The organism is Nocardia araoensis NBRC 100135 (assembly GCF_000308435.1).
GTDB lineage: Bacteria > Actinomycetota > Actinomycetes > Mycobacteriales > Mycobacteriaceae > Nocardia > Nocardia araoensis.
In genome coordinates this window covers 1-23,522 of the sequence record NZ_BAFR01000124.1, presented here as the reverse complement: position 1 = coordinate 23,522, position 23,522 = coordinate 1, and the positions used below count along the sequence as shown (strand labels likewise).

Sequence of the window (23,522 nt, the reverse complement as noted above, 5' to 3'; positions counted from 1 at the left end):
GGAAAGTTGAGGAGCGATAACGTGACTGTCCGGGTAGGCATCAACGGCTTCGGTCGTATCGGACGTAACTTCTTCCGGGCGGTGGAGGCGCAGAAGGCGCTCGGCACCACCGACATCGAGATCGTCGCGGTCAACGACCTCACCGACAACGCGACCCTCGCGACCCTGCTCAAGTACGACTCGATCCTGGGCAGGCTGCCCCAGGACGTCTCGCTCGACGGCGACGACACCATCGTGGTGGGCGACCAGCGGATCAAGGCGCTGGCCATCAAGGAGGGCCCCGCCGCGCTGCCCTGGGGCGACCTCGGCGTCGACGTGGTCGTCGAGTCCACCGGCATCTTCACCGACGCCACCAAGGCCAAGGGACACCTGGCCGCGGGCGCCAAGAAGGTCGTCATCTCCGCCCCGGCCAAGGGCGAGGACATCACCATCGTCATGGGCGTCAACGACGACAAGTACGACGGCAGCCAGAACATCATCTCCAACGCCTCGTGCACCACCAACTGCCTCGGCCCGCTGGCCAAGGTGCTCAACGACGAGTTCGGCATCGAGCGCGGCCTGATGACCACCATCCACGCCTACACCCAGGACCAGAACCTGCAGGACGGCCCGCACAGCGACCTGCGCCGCGCCCGCGCCGCCGCGCTGAACATCGTGCCCACCGGCACCGGCGCCGCCAAGGCCATCGGCCTGGTGCTGCCCGAACTGCAGGGCAAGCTGGACGGCTACGCGCTGCGCGTGCCGGTCCCCACGGGCTCGGTCACCGACCTCACGGCCACCCTGCGCAAGTCGGCCTCCATCGACGAGATCAACGCCGCCTACAAGGCCGCCGCCGAGGGACCGCTGAAGGGCATCCTGAAGTACAACACCGACCCGATCGTCTCCAGCGACATCGTCACCGACCCGGCCTCGTCGATCTACGACGCGCCGCTGACCAAGGTGATCGACGACCAGGTCAAGGTCGTCTCCTGGTACGACAACGAGTGGGGCTACTCCAACCGTCTCGCCGATCTCATCGGCCTCGTCGGCAAGTCGCTCTGACGCGCATGGCTGTCAAGACACTCGCGGACCTGCTCGGCGAGGGGGTCGAGGGCCGGGGCGTGCTGGTGCGCTCCGACCTGAACGTGCCCCTCGACGACCAGGGACAGATCACCGACCCCGGCCGCATCATCGCCTCGGCGCCGACCATCAAGGCGCTCGCCGAGGCGGGCGCCAAGGTCGTCGTGACCGCGCACCTCGGCAGGCCGAAGGGCGGGCCGGATCCGAAGCTGTCGCTGGCGCCGGTGGCCGCCAGGCTCGCCGAGGAGCTGGGCCGCAACGTGCAGCTCGCCGGTGACGTGGTGGGCCAGGACGCGCTGGCGCGGTCCGAGGGCCTCACCGACGGCGACGTGCTGCTGCTGGAGAACATCCGCTTCGACCCGCGCGAGACCAGCAAGGACGACGCCGATCGGGCCAAGCTGGCCGCGGCGCTGGTCGAGCTGGTCGGCGACGACGGCGCGTTCGTCTCCGACGGGTTCGGTGTGGTCCACCGCAAGCAGGCGTCGGTGTACGACGTCGCGCAGTCGCTGCCGCACTACGCGGGCAAGCTGGTCGCGGCCGAGGTCGAGGTGCTGGCCAAGCTGACGGAGAACCCGGACCGGCCGTACGCGGTCGTGCTCGGCGGATCCAAGGTCTCCGACAAGCTCGCGGTCATCGAAGCGCTCGCTCCGAAGGTCGACACGCTGGTGATCGGCGGCGGCATGTGCTTCACCTTCCTTGCCGCACAGGGCCTTTCGGTGGGCGCCTCGCTGCTGCAGGAGGAGATGGTCGACACCTGCAAGCGGCTGCTCGAGCAGTACGCCGACGTCATCCACCTGCCGCGCGACATCGTGGTGGCCGACAAGTTCGCCGCCGACGCGGAGTCGAAGGTGGTGCCCGCGCATGAGATCCCGGACGGCTGGCTGGGCCTGGACATCGGCCCGGATTCGGTGGGCCGCTTCTCGGCGCTGCTCACCGAGGCGCAGACCGTGTTCTGGAACGGGCCGATGGGCGTGTTCGAGTTCGAGAAGTTCGCGGCGGGCACCCGCGGGGTGGCCGAAGCGATCGTGACGGCTACCGGCAAGGGCGCGTTCACCGTGGTCGGCGGCGGCGACTCGGCCGCGGCCGTGCGGGCGCTCGGCCTGCCGGAGGACGGCTTCTCGCACATCTCCACCGGCGGCGGCGCGTCGCTGGAGTACCTGGAGGGCAAGCAGCTGCCCGGCATCGCGGTGTTGGAGGACTGAGCATGGCACGCAAACCGCTCATCGCGGGCAACTGGAAGATGAACCTCAATCACCTCGAGGCCATCGCCCTGGTGCAGAAGATCGCGTTCGCGCTGCCGGAGAAGTACTTCGACAAGGTGGACGTGGCGGTGATCCCGCCGTTCACCGACATCCGCAGCGTGCAGACGCTGGTCGAAGGGGACAAGCTCCTGCTGACCTACGGCGGCCAGGACGTCTCGGTGCATGAGTCGGGCGCCTACACCGGCGAGATCAGCGCGAGCATGCTCGCCAAGCTGGGGTGCACCTTCGCCGTGGTCGGGCACTCCGAGCGGCGGCAGTACCACAACGAGGACGACGCGACCGTGCTGGCCAAGGCCAAGCAGGCGCTGAAGCACGGGATCACCCCGATCGTGTGCATCGGCGAGGGCTTGAACATCCGCGAGGCGGGCACGCACGTCGAGTACAACCTCGAACAACTGCGCGGATCGCTGAAAGGCCTTACGGCGGAGGAGATCTCGAAGATCGTCATCGCCTACGAGCCGGTGTGGGCGATCGGCACCGGCAAGGTCGCCACCCCCGCCGACGCGCAAGAGGTCTGCGGCGCGATCCGCGGGGAACTGGAGAAGCTCGCTTCGCCGGAGATCGCCGCGGGCGTCCGCGTGCTCTACGGCGGGTCGGTGAACGCCAAGAACGTCGGAGAACTGGTCGCGCAGAGCGACATCGACGGCGCGCTGGTCGGCGGCGCTTCGCTCAAGGGTGACGAATTCGCCACCCTCTCCGCCATAGCCGCGGGCGGCCCGCTGCCCTGACACACGGGCACTACATATGACAGCCCGGTGTCGCTCCTCCAGCGATACCGGGCTGTCGCGCGTTTCCCAGCGGTGAACCACGGACGCGATCCGGCCGTGCGATGATGACGCGGCTCGATTTCTCAGTCGGACAAGGACTTCCGTGATGCCACGCAAGCTGTACGCCGCACTCCCGATCGCGCTCGTCGCGCTGGCCACCCTCTCCGGTTGTTCCGGGGACACCTCGGCTGACGAGCACACCCACCACGACGCGACGTCGGCCACAGCGACGGCGGTGCAGCCGCAGCAGCAGGACGCCGGGCACCGCAGGCTGAACCAGCTCGTGGGGGAGTGGAAGGGCGAGAAATCGACCTACATCGCGGGTGGCACGGCGGAGAATCCGATCAGGAGCGAGATCGTCTCGCGGTGGGGATGGATCGCCGAGACCGGCGGCAATTTCCTGCGGGAGGAAGCGGAGGGAGCCTTCGGCGACAAGCCGTACTACCGGCTCGGTCTGCTCGGATTCGCACCGACGGACAACCGCTACGAATGGACGACCGTCGACAGCGTCACGCCGATGACGATGAGTTACAAGGGTGCGAAGAACAGTGGCGGCGATCCCGATATCGTCATGGCCGGGGAATTCACCGATCCGGGTGTCCTGGGCCCGCAGTTCGTGGGTAAGACCATCCCGATGCGCACGGTGATCCGGCCGGAGTCGGCCGATCGGGTGGTCATGGAGATCTACTTCGCGCCGCCCGGCGAGGCGGAACGGGTGGCCGATCGCGTGGTGCTCACGCGGAAGAAGTAGCGGGCGCGCTCACTGCGCGTGCAGGACCAGGCCCGCGCCGTTGTCGTTGCGCAGGGTCAGCGTGTCGGCGTCCACCGTGGCGGCGGTTTTGCCGTCCAGGGTTTTCAGGACGGCCTGTTCGACTTCCATCACCTCCGGGGAGCACATCATCTTCGTGGTGGCGATCCGGAAGGTGATCCGGGTGCCGGACACCTCGGCGCTGCCGGTCATGCGGTTGCATCCGGCGTTACCGGAGACGCCGTTGTCCTCGGCGATGACGAGCGTGGGCTGCGCCTCGTCGAGCGCGCGTGAGCGGATCTGGCTGTTGTCCGTGATGAGCGCCGTGACCAGCCACGGCGTGACCTTGACCGGTTTGTCCGGGCGGGCGATCTTCTTGTCGAGCAAGGTCACGGTGCGGTCGGGGCTGTGCAGCACGAGCTGCGCGTCGTCGAGCCGCCAGCTCGGCTCGGAATTCAACAGCCCGCTGAGCCACTCGTCGGCGCCGCGCCGATCGTCCTCGCAGGCCATGAGGGTGGTGGCCAGCCCGGAGACGTGCAGGACGTGGTCGTCGAAGGAGACCGCGCCGGTGAACTTGTTGCACCCCGCGTCCGCGGAGATGCGGCTGTCGGTGAAGCCCAGCGTGAGCGGTCCGCCTCCGGGGATCGGAGTGCCCTGGACTTCGGTCGAGATGAAGGTGCGGCCCGCCGGGGTCGGTTCATCGGCGCCGCGCTTCGGTTCGCCACTCGAGCACCCGGTGATCGCGCAGAGGGCGAGCAGGACGACGGGCCCCAGCCGCGCCAAGTGTGCCACCATGCGGCGATGCTACCGAGGATGCGCCGTCTCGCCCGGATTTCGCCCGTCGCGGCGGCCCGGCGACGGCAGCGTACCGAGGCGGAAACGGAACTCATGGGATGACTCGCCGCGCCTCGTACTAGTATCTGTTGCCGTGCACCGATGCTTCCCCATCACCCCGCCGCCCGCCTCCTGAGCGAGGTGTAGGTATCCGGCGCGCCGCCGACGGTGAGCGCGCCTTTTCGGCATCGCTGCGCACCTCGCTTCCGCGACCCCCTCCCTCTCGTCGCAGGAGCGCGATCTTTCATGTCCTCATCTGTCTCCTCGGCCGGCCGTTCCGGGCTGGCCCACCTCGTCGGCGCCGGAATCCTCTGGGGCACCGGCGGTCTGCTCGGCACACTGCTGCACCGGGCCACCGGGCTCCCGCCCGTCGCGGTCGCCACCTGCCGCCTGGCCATCGGCGGGCTGCTGCTGGTGGTCCTGCTCGTGGGCACGCGGCGGCCGTGGCCGCGAGATCCATTGGCCTGGCAACGGATCGGCGCGGTGGCCGTGCTCGCGGCGATCTTCCAGGCGGCCTATTTCGGCGCCGTGACGATCTCGTCGGTGAGCCTTGCCACATTGCTCACGATCGGCATGTCGCCGGTGGTCGTCGCCGTGCTGGAGCACTGCACCGGAAGGCGTGCGGTGGACCGGCGCCGGGCGGCGACCATCGGCATCGCCCTCTGCGGACTGGCTCTGCTGGTCGGCGTGCCGACCGGCCGCACGAGTACCGGCGGGCTACTGGCGGGTGCGGTGCTCGCCTCGACGGCCGCGGCGGCGTTCGCGACGGTCACCGTGATCAACGCGGTGCCGGTACCAGGGCTCGACGCGATGACCACCACCGGCCTCGGTTTCACCGGAGGCGCTCTGCTGCTGGCTCCGCTCGCGGCCGCGAGCGGCGTGGCGTTCGACCCGACGCCCGGCAGTCTCGCGCTGGTTCTCCTGCTGGGGCTGGCGCCGACCGCGGTCGCCTACACCCTGTACTTCCGCGGGCTCACGGCGGCCGGTCCCGGAATCGCCGCGGTGCTCGCCCTGCTCGAACCGCTCACCGGGGCGGTGCTGGCGGCGATCGTCCTCGGTGAACGCCTCACCGCGGCGGGGCTGGCTGGCGCCGCCTTGCTCATCGCGGCGGTGCTGCTCGCGGCGACCCAGGCGCGACCGGCGGCGCAGGCATCGGATGTGGCGTCCGGGCGGTGTTCGTCCCGCGACTAAGCTTCGCCGAGTGACCACTGCCGCGACGATCCCGATTTCCACCTGGGCGCCGCTGCGTTCGCCGGTCTATCGAGCCCTCTGGGTGGCACAACTGGTGTCGAACCTGGGCACCTGGATGCAGACCGTCGGCGCGCAATGGATCATGGTCGATCAGCCGAACGCGGCGGCGCTGGTGTCGTTCGTGCAGACGGCGATCACGCTTCCGGTGATGCTGCTGTCCATTCCGTCCGGAGTGATCGCCGACCTGCTGGATCGGCGCAGGTTGCTGCTCGGCGCGCAGTCCACGATGGCGGTGCTGGCCATGGTTCTCGCGGTCTCGACCGCGACCGGGCACACCACGCCCGCGGTCCTGCTCACCTTGTTGTTCCTGCTCGGCTGCGGTCAGGCGCTGACCGCGCCGGCGTGGCAGGCGATCCAGCCGGAACTCGTTCCGCGCGAGCAGATCCCGGCGGCGTCGGCGCTGGGCAGCATGAACATCAACATCGGAAGGGCGGTGGGCCCGGCGCTGGCCGGGGTGCTGGTGTCGCTGTCCGGGCCGACGCTGGTGTTCGCGCTGAACGCGGTGTCGTTCGTCGGGATCGTCGCGGTGCTGACGGTCTGGCGTCGCCCGGCGACCGATCGGCGCCTGCCCACCGAGCGTCCGCTGGCGGCCTTGCAGGCGGGCACCCGGTTCATCCGCGCGGCGCCCGCCATCCGCCGGGTGCTGCTGCGCTCGATCCTGTTCATCGCACCCGCCAGCGCGGTGTGGGCGCTGCTGCCGGTGATCGCACGGGATCGGCTCGGACTGTCCTCGTCGGGGTACGGTCTGATGCTCGGCGCGCTGGGCATCGGCGCGGTGCTCGGAGCCGCGGCGCTGTCGCGGTTGCGCGCGTGGCTGACCCCCACCCAGCGGTTGACCACCGCCGCGACCCTGTTCGGACTGGCGTCGGCGGGCACCGCGCTGCTGCGCGTCGTCCCGGTGGTGCTTCTCCTGCTGGTGTTCGCAGGCCTGGCCTGGCTGCTGGCGATGTCCACCATGAATTCGACCATGCAGTTGCTGCTGCCGTCCTGGGTGCGTGCCCGAGGACTGTCGGTGTACCTGCTGGTCTTCATGGGCGGACAGGCGATCGGCTCGCTGGTCTGGGGCTTGGTCGCCGACGCGATCGGCTCGGTGCCCGCGCTGCTGTGGGCCGCCGCGCTGTTGGCGTTCTGCGCGGTGAGCACGGTGTGGCTGCCCATCCGCAACGATCCCGAGCTGCTCGATCTCACCCCGTCGGCGTTCTGGCCGGAACCCGAGCTGGTGGTCGAACCCGATCCGGACGACGGTCCGGTGCTGATCCTGCGCAACTACGACGTCTCGGAGGAGTGCGTCGAGGAGTTCCTCGCCGCGATGGCCTTCGTCGGGCGGTCCCGGCAGCGCACCGGTGCGATGGAATGGCGCCTGTATCGCGACGTCGGGGTGATCGACCGCTATGTCGAGGCGTTCGTCGTGCGGTCCTGGGCCGAGCACATGCACCAGCATCAGGTCCGGCTCACCGCCCAGGATCAGCTACGGGAAGAGGCCGTCGCGAAGTTCCGCGCCGACGAAGCGGAACAGGTCACCCATCTGGTCGCGGTCGATCGGCGCTAGGGTCCGGCCGAGTGCCTGATTCGGTGCCGTCGCACCGACCGCATACACTGTCCGGCATGCGGATGTTCCTGGATATCCTCCTGATCATCACCAGTGTGCTGCTGGTGCTGCTGGTGCTGCTGCACCGCGCCAAGGGTGGAGGTCTGTCCAGCCTGTTCGGTGGCGGCGTGCAGTCCAGCCTGTCCGGGTCCACCGTCGTGGAGAAGAACCTCGATCGCGTCACCATCTTCACCGGCGTCATCTGGCTGATCGCCATCCTCGGCATCGGCCTGGAGATCAAGTTCGCCTGATCCCGGCGGTCACCGCGCCCGCCGTGAGCGCCGCCGCGCCGAGCACCACCGCGGCGATCACGAACGCGGCGGAGTAACTCGTCCCGAGCACCGGGGCCACCACCACGGGGCCGAGGATCTGTCCCGCGCCGTAACCGGCGGTCAGCGGCGCCGCCGCGGCGCTATCGGTCAACTCGGCGCCGACCCGCATCGCGAGCATGACGATGCCGACGAACGTCCCGCCGAACAGCGTCGCCGCCGTCACCGCGGCCCAGAGCGCACCGGACACGGCCGGGAGCATCGCCGAGACGCATTGCGCACCCAACGCGACGGGCAGCAGCGCCGCCGGAGACCAGCACCGGGCGGCCGCCGCCCACAGCACGGTCGAGACCGCGGCCGCCGCGCCGACGACGATCCACATCGCGGAGCCGGTCACCGGCCCGCGCTCCGCGCTCACCGCCGCCACCGAGAAGGTTCCGATCACGATGTATCCGAGGCCTTCGAGGAAGTAGGCGGCGAGCAGGGCACGCCAGGAGCGTGAGACGCGCGCCGCGCCGCGTGGGACGCGGTGCCCAGCGCGGATATCGAGACGCCACACAGGAATCAAGAGGGCGGCGGTGAGCGCCGCGGAGACCAGCCACAGCAGCTGCCAGGACAGCACCGGTCGCAACGCCAGCACCAGCAAGCCGGTCGACGCGATGCCGAACCCGATGCCACCGAAGACGATTCCCGCCGACTGCCCGCCGCTGCCGGGACGGCTCGCGAAACTCGCGCAGGCGACGAAGATCACCGCGCTGGCGATGCCCGCGACCAGGCGCAGGACGGCGGGAAACAGGATCGGCCCCGGCACGGCCATCAACGCCTCGCTCGCGATCAGCAGTCCCGCCGACGCCAGGAAGACCCTGCGATCGTGCAGCGCCGGACGCCAGGTGAGCAGCAGCGCGCCGAGCAGATAGCCGGCGTAGTTCGCGGTCGCGATCAGGGCGCCGTCGTACGCGGTGATGCGGTGCGCGTCGACCATGAGCGGCAGCAAGGGGGTGTAGACGAAGCGTCCGACCCCCATCGCGGCGGCCAGGCCGGATGCCGCGGCCACGGCGGGAGCGAGGCCGCGGCGCTGGGGTGCGGCGAGGGCGACAGTGGTCACGGTTCGACCGTACGAGTGCCGGGCAGCGCTCCGGAAATGCTTTCCACGCACGATGTATACGCTCGACGCATGGATATGGAGCTGCGGCACCTACGGGCCTACCTCGCATTGTGCGAGGAGGCGAACTACACCCGTGCCGCGAGCAGGCTGCACCTGAGCCAACCCGCGCTGACCAGGACGATCCAGCAGCTGGAGCGTCTGGTCGACTGCCGGTTGGTGGAGCGGACGTCGCGGCGGTTCGCGCTCACCTCCGAGGGCGCCGAATTGCTGGCCCACACCCGCCGCATCCTGGCCGATGTCGACGGGGTCGCCGCGGAACTGCGCTCGCGCGCCACGCTGGAAGTCGGATTCTCGTGGTTGCTGCCGGACGCGTGGTTCGCCGCGACCCGTCGTCGGTACGAGGAACAGGGTGGCCGGATCACCCCGCGGCGCGTGGACGATCCGCTCGCCGCGCTCGGCGAGCGGACGGTCGACATCGCGATCTACCGCAAGGAGACCCGGCTACCGCGTCACCTGGCGTCGCGGATCATCGCCACCGAACGGCGGGTGCTCGCGGTGGCCACCCACTCGCCGCTGGCGAGCGCGACGCGCGTGTCATGGTCGGAACTGGCCGATCGGCCGCTGGTGGTCAACACCGTTTCCGGCACCACCGACGCGGCGTCGTGGCGGCCGGTCGACCCGACCCGACCCGTCATCAGCTGCACCAATTTCGACGAATGGATCGAGTTGGTGGCGGCCGATCGCGGGATCGGGGTGGTTCCCGATCTGGCGCGTACCAGGGCGCCGCATCCCGGCGTGGTCTATCTGGACATTCTCGACGCGCCACCGTCGCACGTGTACGTGGCGTGGCGCTCCCGGCCGATCCCGCCACGCTCGGTGCAGCGCTTCCTCGGTGTGCTCTGATCGGAGTCAGTCGAGGCGATGAACGCGCCCGTCGATGTCGGTGAACCCGTAGTACTCGGCGAGATCCGCTACCGGCCAGGGCAATCCGGTGCGGGAGCGCCGCCCCGGGTCGGTGGCGAGTGCGACGACGGCGCGGCCGGTGAAGCGCGGCGTCTGCGCGTCGCCGAGGTCGAAGGTGCCCTCGCCGGGCAGCGTGACCAGCCGCCTGCCGTCGGCGTCGGCCGGAATCGATTGCAGCAGTTCGGTGTCCACGATGCCCGGCCAGAGCGAGACCACGGTGACCTCGGTGCCCGCGAGATTGTGCGCCAGGTCGGCGGTGAGCCGGTCCACGGCGGTCTTCGCCACGCCGTAGACCGCGTTGTGCATGTACCGGCGCGCGCCCGGCGACGAGATGTTGACGACCAGCCCGCCGGACTCGAGCAACAGCGGCGCGGCGAAATAGCTTGCCACGTAATGAGACCGGACGCCCACGTCGAACGACTCGTCCCATGCCGTCGGCGGGACCTCCCAGAACGGCTTGCCCAGCCAGCGGGCCGCGGCGGGGGAGTTGTAGACGTTGTTCACCAGCACGTCCAGCCTGCCGTGCTCGGTGCGGATCAGCTCGAACAGCCGCTCCACCGCGTCGTCGTCGCGGTGATCGCACACGAACGGTATCCCGATCCCGCCCGCGGCATCGATCTCCGCGGCCGTGGCGTGTACGGTGCCGGGTAGCCGTCCCTGCGCCGTCGAGCGGCCGGTGACGAACACCGTGGCGCCCGCGGCGCCCAGCTCCAGCGCGATGCCCTTGCCGATGCCGCGGCTGGCGCCGGTGACCACCGCTACCTTGCCTTCGAGCCTTTCGGGTATTCCGCTCACGAAACCGGAACATTACCGTGAAACGATAACGTGTTCTAGGCTTTGGAGGCCCGAGTGGAGCTGACGCACCGGTTCGTGACGACCGGCGAGGTCCGTATGCACGTCGCCGAGCAGGGAACGGGGCAGCCGGTGGTCTTCTGCCACGGCTTCCCGCACACCTGGTACATCTGGCACCGCCAGCTTGCCGCGGTCGCGGCGGCCGGGTACCGCGCCATCGCGCCGGATCTGCGCGGTTACGGACAGACCGATGTCCCGGCCGATCCGCGGGCGTACACCAATCGCGCGGTCTGCGGTGATCTGCTCGCTCTGCTCGACGACATCGGCGCCGAACAGGCGGTGTTCGTCGGCTTGGATTTCGGCGCGGCGCTGGTGTGGGAACTGGCGTTGCGCGCGCCGGAGCGGGTGCGTGGCGTCATCGTCCTGAACAACCCGTTCGCCCCACGTCCGCCGCGTGCTCCGTCGCAGCTGTGGGCCAAGGCGGCGGCTCGGCACTTCCTGCACCTGCACTACTTCCAGACCCCCGGCGTGGCGGACGAGGAACTCGGTGCGCGTCCCAGGGAATTCCTCGCCCGCGTGTACCACGCGCTGAGCGCCGACTATCACTACCTGGACACCTGGCGTTTCCCGGCCGAGGGCACCGGTTACCTCGACGTGCTGCCGGAGGCGCCCGCGCTGCCGTGGCGGTGGCTCGGCGCGGAAGAGTTGGACGTGCTGACAAGGGATTTCGAACACACGGGGTTCACCGGCGGACTGAACTGGTACCGCAACCTGGATCGCAACTGGGAGCTCACCGCCGACTTCGCGGACGCGAAAGTCACTGTGCCCACGTATTTCCTGTACGGCGACCGGGATCCCGACATGGAAGGTTTCAGCGGCCGCGATCCGTTGGCGACCATGCGTCGGCACGTCGCCGACCTGCGCGCGGTGACCGAGATCGGCGGCGCCGGACACCTCGTCCAGTTGGAGCGGACCGAGCAGGTGAACGCGTTGCTCACCGATCATCTCGCCCATCTGGCCGCGCATCCGGCCGGGCTTCCGGCCTGAGCCGAAAGGTATTCGGGCTCAGCGGCGTTCGGTGTCGGTGGGCACCGCTAATGTTCGGTGAATGAGTTATAGCCTGAGCATCTACGTCGTCGAGCTGGACCGGATCAAGGGCGCCATCGGCTGCAAGGACGACAAGCTCCGGCGGATGATCGGCGGCCGATTCAAAGCCCAGCTCACCCACGACGACGACTGGTTCGCCGACGAGATCGCGGCCGGCGCGCCCACCCGCTACGAGGCCGTGCGCGCCGTCATCGAGGGCGGCCCGTTCGACCCGGCCTACGGTTTCCAATACGGCTACGCCTACCAGACGATCTGCCAGTTCTACGGCCGGTTCGTGGACAACCGCTACTTCTCGGCGTTCCGCGGCCGCTGGCTGGACCACATCGACGACGGCCTGGCCACGCTCGGCATCAAAGCGGTGAGCGTCCGCGCGTTCATGTACCACTCGCTGCCGTCGTCGCTGCCGCAGCCCGACGAGTTGCCCGGCTACGGCGAATGGACACCGGAGCAGTGCGCGGAAGCGCTCGTGCAGTGGGAGTCGACCACGCCGCCGCAGCGCGAGGAGGTCGACCACGAAGTGCTCGCCGCCATCGAGTCCTGCGTCGAGTGGATCCGGGAGGCGCAGGCTCGCCCCGGCTGGGGTATCGCCGGGTTCTTCTACTGAGCCGCGGGCCTAGCGGTATTCCCCGGCCAGTTTCGGGTAGTCCGCCCACCGCGGCAGCGGCTGGTAGTCGAGGTAGGCGGTGAGGCGGTCGAGCAGGTACTGCCAGCGCGGGCCGATCGCGCCCGCGTCGGCGGGGCAGACGTGGCGGCGGGTCAGTTCCACGGTGGTGACCACGCCGACCTGGGCCATCCGGACTTCGAGCAGGCAGCCGTCGATGTGCACGACCAGTTCGTGCGGCGCCTGGCAGTGGTCGACCCGCACCGCGACCGGGCCGGAGACGGGACCGTCGAACAGGTCGATGGTCAGATTGCCGTTGCCGCCGGAGACGGCGCCGAGCCAGCGGGCGAGCTGGCCCCGCTCGGTGGCCGCCGACCACACGTCCAGCACAGGCTTGTGGAACGACCGCAGGTAGTGCAAGAGCACGAGATCGCCGTCTGCCGTGTGCTCGTGCTCCGGTCGTACCTCGCCGAGCATGGACACCGTGGTCATCGCGAGTCCTTTCCGCTGCTGGTCACCGTCGTGGTCACTGTATTTCCACTATTCCCCGGCCGAATCGAATTCCGGGGAATACCGTGCCTCGGCGCGCCGCGGCGGTGCGCCGGTCGCCTCGCTCACCAGGCGGAGGGCCGCGGCTTCGATCCGGTCCTCGTCGAGTAGCACCGTCGCGGCGGCCGGACCCAGCGGCACGAAGCTGTCCTCGCTGGTGACGCGCCCGAGGCGACCGGTGAAACCGGCGTCGACCAGCGCGGCGCACACCGCCTCGGACACGCCACCGCTGCGGCGGGTCTCGTCCGCGACGAGCACCCGTCCGGTCGCGCGCGCATGGCGCAGCAGATCCGCCACCGGCAGGGGAGCGAGCCAGCGCAGGTCGAGTACGCGCGCGTGAACTCCGTGGCGGGCCAAGCGCCGCGCCGCGCGCAGGCTCATCGGCACGCCGTTGGCGAAGCCGACCAGGGTCAGGTCTGCGCCGTCGCCGTAGACGCGGGCGCGTCCGATTTCGACGTGCTCGGCCGGAGACGGATGCGCCAGCCAGGCGTCGTCGCCGGGCTGGTGCAGGTCGCGGGTGTGATACAGCGCGATCGGCTCGAGATACAGGCACACCCTGCCGTCCACGCGGGCCGCCGACACGCACGTGCGCAGCATCGCAGCGGCGTCGTCGGCCCGGGCCGGGGAGGCGAGCACCACACCGGGGATGTCACGCAGCGCGGCCACCGAGTTGTCGTTGTGGAAATGGCCGCCGAAGCCCTTCTGGTAGGCGTATCCGGCGATCCGCACCACCATCGGATTGCGGTAGCGGCCGTCGGAGAAGAACGACAGCGTGGCGGCTTCGCCGCGGATCTGATCGGCGGCGTTGTGCAGGTAGGCGAGGTACTGGATCTCCGGGATCGGCACGAAGCCGGCCAACGCCGAGCCCAGCGCCGTGCCGAGGACGCTCTGCTCGTCCAGCAGGGTGTCGAACACCCGGCGGGCGCCGAACGTCTTCTGCAGACCCTTCGTCACGCCGTACACACCGCCCTTGCGGCCGACGTCCTCGCCGAAGACGAGGACATCGCGGTCGCGCGCCAGCAGGCTCGCGAGGGTGTCGTTGATCGCCTGCGCCAGCGTCATCGGCTCGGTACGCGCAGTGCCGTCGAGGCGGTGCGGCGAACCGACGGCATTCCCGGTGTCGGCGTGTTCGCGCTCGTCGCGCGGGATGGGGACCGTCCGCAGCGCGTCGGCGCGCACGAGCGCCGGGCGCGCGGGAGCGATCGGCGCGATCACGGCCGCCGCCGAGGCGAGTCTCGGTTCCGCCGAGACGAGTTCGGCGGCCGTGGCGACGCGGCGGCCGATGTCGGCATAGCGGCCGAGCACGTCGGCGGGTGTGGCCACGCCGGACTCGATCAGCACCCGTGCGGTGGCCAGGACCGGATCGCGGGCGAGGTCGGCGGCGATCTCGGCCGGGCGACGGTAGGCGGTTTCGACGTCGGATCCCGCGTGACCGAGCAGGCGCACGGTCCGCAGCCGCAGGAAGGCGGGCGCGCGGCGCTCCCGCACCCACCGCACCGCGGTGTTCGCGGTGGTCAGCGCGTCGAGGGCGGCGCATCCGTCCGCGTGGAAGTAGGCCAGGCCCGGGCGGCTGCCGTACGCCTGCCGGATCCAATCCGGCGGCGTGGGAACGCTGATCCCGATGCCGTTGTCCTCGCAGACGAACAGGATCGGCACCGCGACCCCCTGGCGGGCGGTGTGTATCGCGGCATTGATCGCCCCGGTGGCGGTGGAGTGGTTGGCCGACGCGTCGCCGAAACTGCACACCACCACCGAGTCGGCGGGCCAGGGACCGGCCACACCCAACCGGGCCGCGCGATCGATCGCGAACGCCAACCCGACGGCGCGCGGAAGGTGTGAGGCGATGGTCGAGGTCTGCGGGATGACGTTGGCGGCGGCGCTGCCGAACACCTTGTGCCGCCCGCCGGAGATCGGATCCGCCGCCGCGGCCACCACGCCGAGCAGGATGTCTCGGATCGGGTCGAGCCCCGGCACGCGCCGGGCCCGGTGCACGAAGAAGGCCCCCGAACGGTAGTGCAGCAGCGCGGGGTCGGTGACCCGCAGGGCCGCCGCCAGGGCGGCATTGCCCTCGTGACCGGACGATCCGATGCTGTAGTAACCGCGCCGGGCGCGGCCGAGGCGGCGTGCCGCGAGATCGAGCTGCCTGCTCGTCGCTTGTGCTTCGAACAGCTCCAGGCACGCCGCACCGGTGATCGCGCTGCCGGATGCGATCGGCTGATCCGCCGCACGGCTGGGGCGCGGTTCGAGTGCGGCGACGGCGGTGCGAAACCGCTCGTCCAACTCCACTGCCTGATCGGTCACCGACCGATCATCTCGTAAACTGCGCCGTTCGTCGGGATTATCCGACGGTGATCTTCCGAAAAACTAGTGTGGTGGCGGGCAAATTTACGAGATGATCGGTGACGGCGGCGACCGCTCAGCGCAAGGCGGACGCGGCCTCCTGATCGAGCAACCAGGTGGTGGAATCCGTACCGGTCGCACCGGCCGCGGGCACGTCCACCGGATCCGCGCCGCCGATGGCCGCGGCGACCGCTTCGGCCTTTCCGGCACCGCTGACCACCAGCACGACGTGCCTGCTGCGGCGGACCGCGGGCAAGGTCAACGTGACCCGCACCGGCGGCGGCTTCGGCGAATTCGTCACGGCGACGACGAGTTCGTGGGCTTCCCGCACCGCGTCGGTATCCGGGAACAGCGAATTCACGTGGCCCTCGCCGCCCATACCGAGCAAGTGCAGATCGAACGCGCCGTGTTCGGCGAGGTGGGCGTGCACCGTCGCGGAGTACTCGGCGGCGGCTTCCACGGGATCGGGGTACTCGCCGTCGGAAACGGCCACCGGATGCACCCGAGCCGGATCCACCGGCACATGGTCGAGCAGCGCCTGCCTGGCTTGCAGGTCGTTGCGCTCGGGATCGTTCGCGGGCACGAAACGTTCGTCACCCCAGAACACCTCGACTCTGGACCAGTCGATGCCGCCGGGCGACTTGCGCACCTGTTCGAGCAAGGCGATGCCGGTCCCGCCGCCGGTCAGCACCACCGACGCGGACCCGCGCTCGGCCTGCGCGGCGACGACGATCGAGACGAAGCGGGCCGCAGCGGCGGCCAACAGCGACTCGGTGTCGAGATGTACCTCGACGGTGTCACTGGGAAACGGTGAATCGGTGTGCTCACTCATAGATCACCTTCTCGATTCCGGCCAGCGCCTCCGCGTAGATCTCGTCGGCGTCCAGCCTGCGTAGGTCTTCGGCGAGGCAGTCACGAGTTTCCCTGCGCGCCAGCGCGATCCGCTGCACCGGCTCGCCGGTGCGGGTCAGCGTCGCGGTGCGGCCGGTCTGCGGTCGTTCGATCGCGATGGAGACGGTGGGACGATGCAGTTCCACCCGCAGCGGGCCGGTGCGCCGGTATACCGGGCAGCCCAGCCGAGCGGACAGCCAACCGGCCAGCATGTCCAGGGCGGGCTCGTCGCGCAGCCCGGACACCGTCACCGAGTCCACCGATTCGAACGGCGGCTCGTCCATGGCCGCCGCCAGCAGCGCCCGCCAGTACGTGATCCGGCTCCACGCCAGATCGGTGTCGCCGCTGGCATACGACTGCAGCCGTCGCTTGATCGTCGCCTGGGGATCGGCCGCGAAGGTGGCGTCGGTGATGCGGCGGCCCGCAAGGCGGCCCACCGAATCCTTGGACGGGAACTCCGGCGCGCCGCGCGGCCACCAGGCCACCACCGGCGTATCCGGCAGCAGGAACGGAGTGACGACGCTGCTCTCATGGCTGACCAGCTCGCCTTGCAGCCGCAGCACGATGACCTCGGCCGCCCCCGCGTCACCGCCCACCCGGATCTGCGCGTCCAGCCGGGTGGCGGCCTCCCGGTCGCCGCGCGCGAGCACCACCACCCGACACGGGTGCTCACGGCTGGCCTCGTTCGCCGCCTCGATCGCGTGCTCGGCCTCGGAGCTGTCCAGCGTGCATACCACCAGCGTGAGCACGCGGCCCATGGTGATCACGCCGTTGCTCTCGCGCAACTGCACGAGGCGCTTGGTGACCTCGCTGGTCTTGGTGTCGGGCATGTCGACGATCACGGGCGCCGCCATTCCCGCCCGGTGCGGGCGATCATCTCGTCTGCGGACGACGGACCCCAGGTGCCCGCCTCGTACGGCTCCGGCCTACCGTCGCCTGCCCAGTGGTCGAGCACCGGATCGAGGATGCGCCAGGACAATTCGACCTCCGCGTTCACCGGGAACAACGACGGCTCCCCGAGCAGCACGTCGAGGATCAGGCGTTCGTAGGCCTCGGGGGAGGACTCGGTGAACGCCTCGCCGTAGCTGAAGTCCATGTTGACGTCGCGCACCTCCATGCTGGAGCCAGGCACCTTCGAGCCGAAACGCGTGGTGATGCCCTCGTCCGGCTGCACCCGGATGACCAGCGCGTTCTGCCCGAGTTCCTCGGTCATGGTCTGATCGAACGGCAGGTGCGGCGCCCGCTTGAAGATCACCGCGATCTCGGTGACCCTGCGGCCGAGCCGCTTTCCGGTGCGCAGGAAGAAGGGAACACCCGCCCAGCGGCGGGTGTCGATCTCCAGTCGGATCGCGGCGTAGGTCTCGGTCTTCGAGTTCGGGTCGAAGCCCTCTTCCTGCAACAGCCCGACCACGTGCTCGCTGCCCTGCCAGCCCTCGGTGTACTGGCCGCGCGCGGTGGTCTCGTCCAGCGGTTCGATGAGCCTGGTCGCCGAGAGCACCTTGATCTTCTCGGTCTGCAATTGCTTGGGCTCGAAGCTGATCGGCTCCTCCATGGCGGTGAGGGCCAGCAGTTGCAGCAGGTGATTCTGGATCACGTCCCGCGCGGCCCCGATGCCGTCGTAGTAGCCCGCGCGTCCGCCGAGACCGATGTCCTCGGCCATGGTGATCTGCACGTGGTCGACGAAGTTGGCGTTCCAGATCGGCTCGTACTGCTGGTTGGCGAAGCGCAGTGCGAGGATGTTCTGCACTGTCTCCTTGCCCAGGTAGTGGTCGATGCGGAAGACCCGCTCCTCGGGGAACACCCCGTTGACCAGCGCGTTGAGTTCCTGCGCGCTCTTCAGATCGTGTCCGAACGGCTTCTCGATCACCACCCGCCGCCAGGGCTTGCGTGCGGCGTCGGGCCCGGTGGTCTGGGCCAGACCGTGCGCGCAGAGCTTGTCGAGCACGAGCGGGAACATGTTCGGCGGAATCGACAGATAGAACGCGTGATTGCCGCCGGTGCCGCGCTCCTTGTCCAGCGTGGTCAGGGTGTCGGTGAGCCGATCGAAGGCCGCGTCGTCGTCGAAGGTGCCCTGGACGAACCGGATGCCCTCCAGAAGCTGATCCCAGACCTCCTGGCGAAAGGGGGTACGCGCGTGCGCCTTGACCGCCTCCAGCACCACCCGCGCGAAGTCCTCGTCCGCGTAGTCGCGGCGCGCGAAGCCGACCAGGCCGAAGGCCGGGGGCAGCAGCCCCCGGTTCGCCAGGTCGTAGATGGCCGGCATCAGCTTCTTCCGAGACAGGTCACCCGTGACGCCGAAGATGACCATGCTGCACGGTCCGGCGATGCGCGGAAGCCGTTTGTCCCGTTTGTCCCGCAGCGGGTTGTGCCATTCGGCCGCGTCGGGCCGATCCTCGGGCGCTGTCCCGGCCATCGATCAGCCGTTCCCGGTCGACGCCGACTTCAGCTCGTCGGCGGTGGCGGAAAGCAGCTCCTCCCAGGACTTCTCGAACTTGTCCACGCCCTCGCGCTCGAGCACCGCGAACACGTCGTCGAGGTCGATACCCACCGCGGCGAGCCGATCGAAGACCTCCTCGGCCTCCTGCGCCTTGCCGCTGACCGTGTCGCCGGAGATCGCGCCGTGATCGGCGACCGCCTGGAGCGTCTTCTCCGGCAGCGTGTTCACGGTGTTGGTGGCGACCAACTCGGTGACGTACATCGTGTCCGGGTATTCCGGGTTCTTCACGCCGGTCGACGCCCACAGCGGACGCTGGCGGTTCGCGCCCGACGCGGCCAGGTTCAGGAACGTGGAGGTGTGCTTGCCGCCGTCGAACACGTCCTGGTACTCGGCGTAGGCCAAGCGGGCATTGGCGATGCCGGCCTTGCCGCGCAGCGCGAGCGCATCCTCGGTGCCGAGCGCCTCCAACCGCTTGTCGATCTCGGTGTCCACGCGGGAGACGAAGAAGGAGGCGACGGAGTGGATCTTGGCGGGGTCGTGCCCGGCGATCTTGGCCTTCTTCACGCCCTCCAGGTAGGCGCCCATCACCGCACGGTAGCGCTGCACCGAGAAGATCAGCGTGACGTTCACGCTGATGCCCTCCGCGATCACGGCGGTGATCGCGGCCAGGCCCTCCTCGGTGGCCGGGATCTTGATGAACAGGTTGGGGCGGTCGACGATCTTCCACAGTTCGACCGCCTGCGCGATGGTCCGGTCGGCGTCGAACGCCAGGCGCGGGTCGACCTCGATGGAGACCCGGCCGTCCACGCCGCCGGTCGCCTCGAAGACCGGAGCGAACACGTCGCAGGCCGCGCGGACGTCATCGGTGGTGATGGTGCGGATCGCGGCGTCGGCGTCGGCGCCTTGGGCGGCAAGCTCTTTCAGCTGGCCGTCGTAGGCGTGACCCTGGCTGAGCGCACCCTGGAAGATCGTCGGGTTGGTGGTGACCCCGACGACGGACCGGGTCTCGATCAGCTCGAGCAGGTTGCCGGAGCGGATCCGGTCCCTGGACAGATCGTCGAGCCATACGGACACTCCCGCCGCCGAGAGGGCGGCGAGATTCTCGTTCTGAGCCATGAGCGCTTATCCCTTCACGTTCTCGAGCGTGCGCTGCGCGGCGGCAACGACGGCTTCCGGAGTGAAACCGAATTCGCGGAACAGGGTCTTGTAGTCGGCGGAGGCGCCGAAGTGCTCGATCGACACGATCTCGCCCGCGTCACCGGCGAACCGGTGCCACGGCATCGCGATACCGGCTTCGACGACGACGCGCGCGGCGACCGCGGGCGGAAGCACTTCGTCCCGGTAAGCCTTGTCCTGCGCGTCGAACCACTCCATGCACGGCATCGACACCACGCGGGTGGCGATGCCCTGCTCCTCCAGCGTAGTGCGGGCGGCGACGGCGAGCTGCAGCTCCGAGCCGGTGGCGATCAGGATCACTTGCGGTGTGCCCGTGGACGCCTCGGCCAGGATGTAGCCGCCCTTCTTCACGCCTTCGTAGCTGGTGCCCTCGAGAATCGGCAGATCCTGCCGGGTCAGCGCCAGACCGGACGGGCCGTCCTGGTGCGGCGGCTCGGACACCGAGAAGTGCGAGCTGTGCTCGCTGCTGTCGCGCTCCAGGATGGTGCGCCAGGCGTAGGTGGTCTCGTTGGCGTCACCCGGACGGACCACGTTCAGGCCCGGGATGGCGCGCAGCGCGGCCAGGTGCTCGATCGGCTGGTGCGTCGGGCCGTCCTCGCCGAGACCGATGGAGTCGTGGGTCCAGACGTAGATCGCGGGCACCCGCATCAGCGCGGCCAGGCGCACCGAGGGGCGCATGTAATCGCTGAACACCAGGAACGTGCCGCCGTAGGGACGGGTCGGGCCGTGCAGCGCGATGCCGTTGAGGATCGCGCCCATGGCGTGCTCGCGCACACCGAAGTGCAGGGTGCGGCCGTACGGATCGGCCTTCCACATGCCGGTGGAGATCGACTCCGGCCCGAAGCTGCGCTGGTCGGGCATGGTGGTGTTGTTGGATTCGGCCAGGTCGGCCGAACCGCCCCACAGCTCCGGCAGCACCGGCGCCAGCGCGGCGAGCACCTTGCCGGACGCCTTACGGGTGGCCATACCCTTCGGATCCGGTTCGTAGCTGGGCAGATTCGCGGTCCAGTTCTCCGGCAGCCGCCGCGCGAAGAGGCGGTCGAACAGCGCCTTGTTCTCCGGGTTGGCTGCGGCCCACGCGTCGAACGACTGCTGCCACTGCTCATGCGCCTTCCGGCCGCGCTCGATGGCCTTGCGGGTGTGCTCGATGACGGCCGGGTCCACGTCGAAGCTCTTGTCCGGGTCGAAGCCGAGGATCTTCTTGGTGGCGGCCACCTCGTCGGCTCCCAGCGCCGCGCCGTGGGCGGTGCCGGTGTTCATCTTGCTGGGGGCGGGGTAGCCGATGATGGTGCGCAGCACGATGATCGAGGGCTTGCCGGTCTTGGCCTTGGCGGCTTCCAGCGCGGCCTCGATCGCGACGACGTCCTCGCCGCCCTCGACCACCTGCACGTGCCAGCCGTAGGCCTCGTAGCGCTTGGCGACGTCCTCGGTGAACGCGATGGTCGTGTCGTCCTCGATGGAGATCTTGTTGTCGTCGTAGATCACCACGAGGTTGCCCAGCTGCTGGGTGCCCGCGAGCGACGACGCCTCGGAGCTGACGCCTTCCTCGAGGTCACCGTCGGAGGCGATGACGTAGATGAAGTGGTCGAACGGGCTCGTGCCCGGCGCGGCGGCGGGATCGAACAGGCCGCGCTCGCGACGCGCCGCCATCGCCATACCGACCGACGAGGCCAGGCCCTGGCCGAGCGGGCCGGTGGTGATCTCGATGCCGTCGGTGTGCCGGAATTCCGGGTGGCCCGGGGTGAGCGAACCCCACTTGCGCAGGTTCTTCAGGTCGTCGAGTTCCAGGCCGTAACCCGCCAGGTACAGCTGGATGTACTGGGTCAGGCTGGAGTGACCGGCCGACAGCACGAACCGGTCCCGGCCGACCCAGCTCGGATCGCTCGGGTCGATGCGCATGGTCCGCTGGTAGAGCGTGTACGCCAGCGGCGCCAGGCTCATCGCGGTGCCGGGGTGACCGTTGCCGGCGTTCTGCACCGCCTCGGCGGCCAGGACCCGGATGGTGTCGACAGCCTTGGTGTCCAGATCCGTCCAGTCGTCCGGGTGGTTCGGCTGAGTGAGGGCGCGGATGTCGTCTGTGATCGACACGACCGAGGTTCTCCTGACATTGGTTTCGTCGGCGGCGGGTGGGGTTTCTGACGGCGATGATCGCGCGGCAGCTACGGCGTGCTAACCGGGTATACCCACCTACCCTAGATGTGCCCGTTGACCGGCACACCATTAACCCTGTGTTGGTTTCGCGGCGCCCATTGCGCTGCGTGTTCGCAGGTGGTTTTTCGCAGGCCGGGACCGCGGCGGCGGTGTGTTGGCGGCCTTGCAGGTCGGGTGTCGAAGCGGGTCGGGCGGGCGTCTTCGGCGCTGGCGGCGCGCTCGCGCGGAACGCCGGACCGGTCGCGAACACCCACGTAGGACGCGCCTTCGGTGCGGGGGGACGTTGCTGAGCAAGCGACTGCTTTGGGTATGCGCCGGTGCGGTCGGGAGAGTTGCTACGAAACCCGGATCGGTGCACGCGGTGGGTTCGCCAGGTTCGGCGGGGTCGACGAAATTTTTCATGGCACCGGATCGGTATCGAGCGGCCCACGGCTCTCGTGGGAGTCGTGGACGTCGAGGAGGAGGGGCGAGCGGATGGCGCGAACGAGTCGAATGTTCCTGGGAAAGCTGCCGCGGCGGCGTGAAAAGAGCCGTAGGGCCCGTCACATTCCGGTGCGGTAGCGCGGGGGCGACGGGAGGGGCGAGCGCGGCGGGGGTCTACCATCCTTTGTAGTAGTAGTCGCGCCGCACCGGTCGGAAGGGGCGCCGGGGCGGACGGAAGTCCGGCGCGGGCGCACCCGTACCACCGGGACGAGTGCACTGCTGGTCGATGCCGGATGCGATGCACAGCGTGCGAGGAGAGACAGTGCGGATTGGGCAACAGCCGGGTGGCGATGGTGCGCACGGCTCCTCCGCGACGGCGCTGGCCGACCGGTTCACGGGTCCCGGCCTACCGTCCCGGCTGATGCGACGGATGCTGGCCTATGTCGCGCTGACCAAGCCCAGGGTCATCGAGCTGCTGCTCGTCGCCACCATCCCGACCATGCTGCTGGCCGACCGCGGCACCGTCGACATCCGCCTGATCCTCGCGACCCTGTTCGGCGGCTGGATGGGCGCGGCGAGCGCGAACACCCTCAACTGCGTCGCGGACGCCGATATCGACAAGGTCATGAAGCGCACCGCCAAGCGGCCGCTGGCCCGGGAGGCGGTGCCGACCCGCAACGCCTTCGTGTTCGGCGTCGCGCTGGGCGTCGGCTCGTTCGCCTGGCTGTGGTGGCAGGCCAACCTGCTCAGCGGCCTGCTCGTCGTCGCGACGATCCTGTTCTACGTCTTCGTCTACACCCTCGGCCTCAAGCGACGCACCTCGCAGAACGTGGTGTGGGGCGGCGCGGCGGGCTGCATGCCCGTGCTGGTGGGCTGGTCGGCGGTGACCGGCGGCATCGGCTGGCCCGCCATCGCGCTGTTCGGCGTCATCTTCTTCTGGACGCCGCCGCACACCTGGGCGCTGGCCATGCGCTACAAGGAGGACTATCGCGCGGCGGGCGTGCCGATGCTGCCGGTGGTCGCCACCGAGCGGACCGTCACCAAGCAGATCGTCGTCTACACCTGGCTGACGGTGCTCGCCACGCTCGCCTTGGTGCCCGCCACCGGCGTGATCTACGCGGCCGTGGCGCTGGTGGCCGGAGCGTGGTTCCTGCTCATGGCGCACCAGCTGTACGCGGGCGTGCGGCGCGGCGAGTCGGTGAAGCCGCT

General features: G+C 69.6%; 21 protein-coding genes. 11 read left to right on the top strand and 10 right to left on the bottom strand.

Annotated elements, in window-relative coordinates; genetic code table 11:
• The first annotated feature begins 21 nt into the window (after positions 1-21).
• From gap to ON21_RS16165, 4 genes are all read left to right on the top strand, one after another.
• Complete coding sequence (gene gap / locus ON21_RS16180; RefSeq protein ID WP_039798864.1) at positions 22-1,041, top strand: type I glyceraldehyde-3-phosphate dehydrogenase; 1,020 nt, start codon at positions 22-24, stop codon at positions 1,039-1,041.
• A 5-nt stretch (positions 1,042-1,046) separates the two neighbouring features.
• Positions 1,047-2,261 (top strand): phosphoglycerate kinase, encoded by a 1,215-nt coding sequence (locus ON21_RS16175; RefSeq protein ID WP_039798863.1) that lies wholly within the window; start codon positions 1,047-1,049, stop codon positions 2,259-2,261.
• A 2-nt stretch (positions 2,262-2,263) separates the two neighbouring features.
• Positions 2,264-3,049, top strand: coding sequence for a triose-phosphate isomerase (gene tpiA / locus ON21_RS16170; RefSeq protein WP_039798862.1), 786 nt, complete (start codon positions 2,264-2,266; stop codon positions 3,047-3,049).
• Between the two features lie 145 nt (positions 3,050-3,194).
• Complete coding sequence (locus tag ON21_RS16165; protein WP_051020858.1) at positions 3,195-3,839, top strand: DUF1579 family protein; 645 nt, start codon at positions 3,195-3,197, stop codon at positions 3,837-3,839.
• 9 nt (positions 3,840-3,848) lie between these two features.
• Here ON21_RS16165 and ON21_RS16160 read toward each other — a convergent pair whose 3' ends face one another.
• Positions 3,849-4,631 carry an META domain-containing protein gene (locus tag ON21_RS16160; protein ID WP_039798861.1) on the bottom strand — a complete coding sequence of 261 codons (783 nt, stop codon included), beginning with the start codon at positions 4,629-4,631 and terminating at the stop codon, positions 3,849-3,851.
• 285 nt (positions 4,632-4,916) lie between these two features.
• On the opposite strand from ON21_RS16160, the gene ON21_RS16155 reads away from it, so the two are divergent.
• Genes ON21_RS16155 through secG form a run of 3 tightly spaced genes read left to right on the top strand, consistent with a single transcriptional unit; the run spans position 4,917 to position 7,760 of the window.
• The gene (locus ON21_RS16155) at positions 4,917-5,861 is read left to right on the top strand and encodes an EamA family transporter (RefSeq protein ID WP_039798859.1); all 945 of its coding nucleotides are present in this window, start codon (positions 4,917-4,919) and stop codon (positions 5,859-5,861) included.
• 10 nt (positions 5,862-5,871) lie between these two features.
• Positions 5,872-7,470 (top strand): MFS transporter, encoded by a 1,599-nt coding sequence (locus tag ON21_RS16150; RefSeq protein ID WP_039798857.1) that lies wholly within the window; start codon positions 5,872-5,874, stop codon positions 7,468-7,470.
• 56 nt (positions 7,471-7,526) lie between these two features.
• A complete protein-coding gene (gene secG, locus ON21_RS16145; RefSeq protein ID WP_039798855.1) occupies positions 7,527-7,760 on the top strand; it encodes a preprotein translocase subunit SecG in 234 nt (77 codons plus the stop codon).
• Here the strand turns inward: secG and ON21_RS16140 are convergent.
• Positions 7,747-8,883 carry a YbfB/YjiJ family MFS transporter gene (locus ON21_RS16140; RefSeq protein ID WP_051020856.1) on the bottom strand — a complete coding sequence of 379 codons (1,137 nt, stop codon included), beginning with the start codon at positions 8,881-8,883 and terminating at the stop codon, positions 7,747-7,749. The two genes, secG and ON21_RS16140, sit on opposite strands and share 14 nt — an antisense overlap.
• Before the next feature lie 69 nt (positions 8,884-8,952).
• Here ON21_RS16140 and ON21_RS16135 point away from each other — a divergent pair, with 69 nt between their 5' ends.
• Positions 8,953-9,786: a LysR family transcriptional regulator gene (locus tag ON21_RS16135; RefSeq protein ID WP_039798854.1), complete on the top strand. Its 834-nt coding sequence runs from the start codon at positions 8,953-8,955 to the stop codon at positions 9,784-9,786.
• A 6-nt stretch (positions 9,787-9,792) separates the two neighbouring features.
• On the opposite strand, the gene ON21_RS16130 is transcribed toward ON21_RS16135, so the two are convergent.
• A complete protein-coding gene (locus ON21_RS16130) occupies positions 9,793-10,641 on the bottom strand; it encodes an SDR family NAD(P)-dependent oxidoreductase (RefSeq protein ID WP_039798853.1) in 849 nt (282 codons plus the stop codon).
• Between the two features lie 54 nt (positions 10,642-10,695).
• Between ON21_RS16130 and ON21_RS16125 the strand changes: the two genes are divergently transcribed.
• On the top strand, positions 10,696-11,685 hold the full coding sequence (locus ON21_RS16125; protein WP_039798851.1) for an alpha/beta fold hydrolase: 990 nt from the start codon (positions 10,696-10,698) through the stop codon (positions 11,683-11,685).
• 61 nt (positions 11,686-11,746) lie between these two features.
• Complete coding sequence (locus ON21_RS16120) at positions 11,747-12,349, top strand: DUF7691 family protein (protein ID WP_039798849.1); 603 nt, start codon at positions 11,747-11,749, stop codon at positions 12,347-12,349.
• Between the two features lie 9 nt (positions 12,350-12,358).
• Here the strand turns inward: ON21_RS16120 and ON21_RS16115 are convergent, their stop codons facing one another.
• From ON21_RS16115 to tkt, 7 genes are all read right to left on the bottom strand, one after another.
• A complete protein-coding gene (locus tag ON21_RS16115; protein ID WP_039798846.1) occupies positions 12,359-12,838 on the bottom strand; it encodes an SRPBCC family protein in 480 nt (159 codons plus the stop codon).
• A gap of 48 nt (positions 12,839-12,886) precedes the next feature.
• Positions 12,887-15,196: a thiamine pyrophosphate-dependent enzyme gene (locus ON21_RS16110; RefSeq protein WP_083880659.1), complete on the bottom strand. Its 2,310-nt coding sequence runs from the start codon at positions 15,194-15,196 to the stop codon at positions 12,887-12,889.
• Between the two features lie 115 nt (positions 15,197-15,311).
• The gene (gene pgl, locus ON21_RS16105) at positions 15,312-16,067 is read right to left on the bottom strand and encodes a 6-phosphogluconolactonase (protein ID WP_039798844.1); all 756 of its coding nucleotides are present in this window, start codon (positions 16,065-16,067) and stop codon (positions 15,312-15,314) included.
• A complete protein-coding gene (gene opcA, locus ON21_RS16100; protein WP_174372176.1) occupies positions 16,060-16,968 on the bottom strand; it encodes a glucose-6-phosphate dehydrogenase assembly protein OpcA in 909 nt (302 codons plus the stop codon). Before opcA ends, pgl begins: the two co-directional genes overlap by 8 nt.
• Complete coding sequence (zwf, locus tag ON21_RS16095) at positions 16,965-18,539, bottom strand: glucose-6-phosphate dehydrogenase (protein ID WP_039798840.1); 1,575 nt, start codon at positions 18,537-18,539, stop codon at positions 16,965-16,967. Before zwf ends, opcA begins: the two co-directional genes overlap by 4 nt.
• A gap of 3 nt (positions 18,540-18,542) precedes the next feature.
• Positions 18,543-19,679: a transaldolase gene (tal, locus tag ON21_RS16090; RefSeq protein WP_039798838.1), complete on the bottom strand. Its 1,137-nt coding sequence runs from the start codon at positions 19,677-19,679 to the stop codon at positions 18,543-18,545.
• Between the two features lie 6 nt (positions 19,680-19,685).
• Entirely contained in the window at positions 19,686-21,827 is a 2,142-nt protein-coding gene (gene tkt / locus ON21_RS16085) for a transketolase (protein ID WP_039798836.1), read from the bottom strand.
• A gap of 907 nt (positions 21,828-22,734) precedes the next feature.
• Here tkt and ON21_RS16080 point away from each other — a divergent pair.
• Positions 22,735-23,522 (top strand): heme o synthase (locus ON21_RS16080; RefSeq protein ID WP_245562626.1); only part of this gene is annotated, 788 nt, incomplete at its 3' end.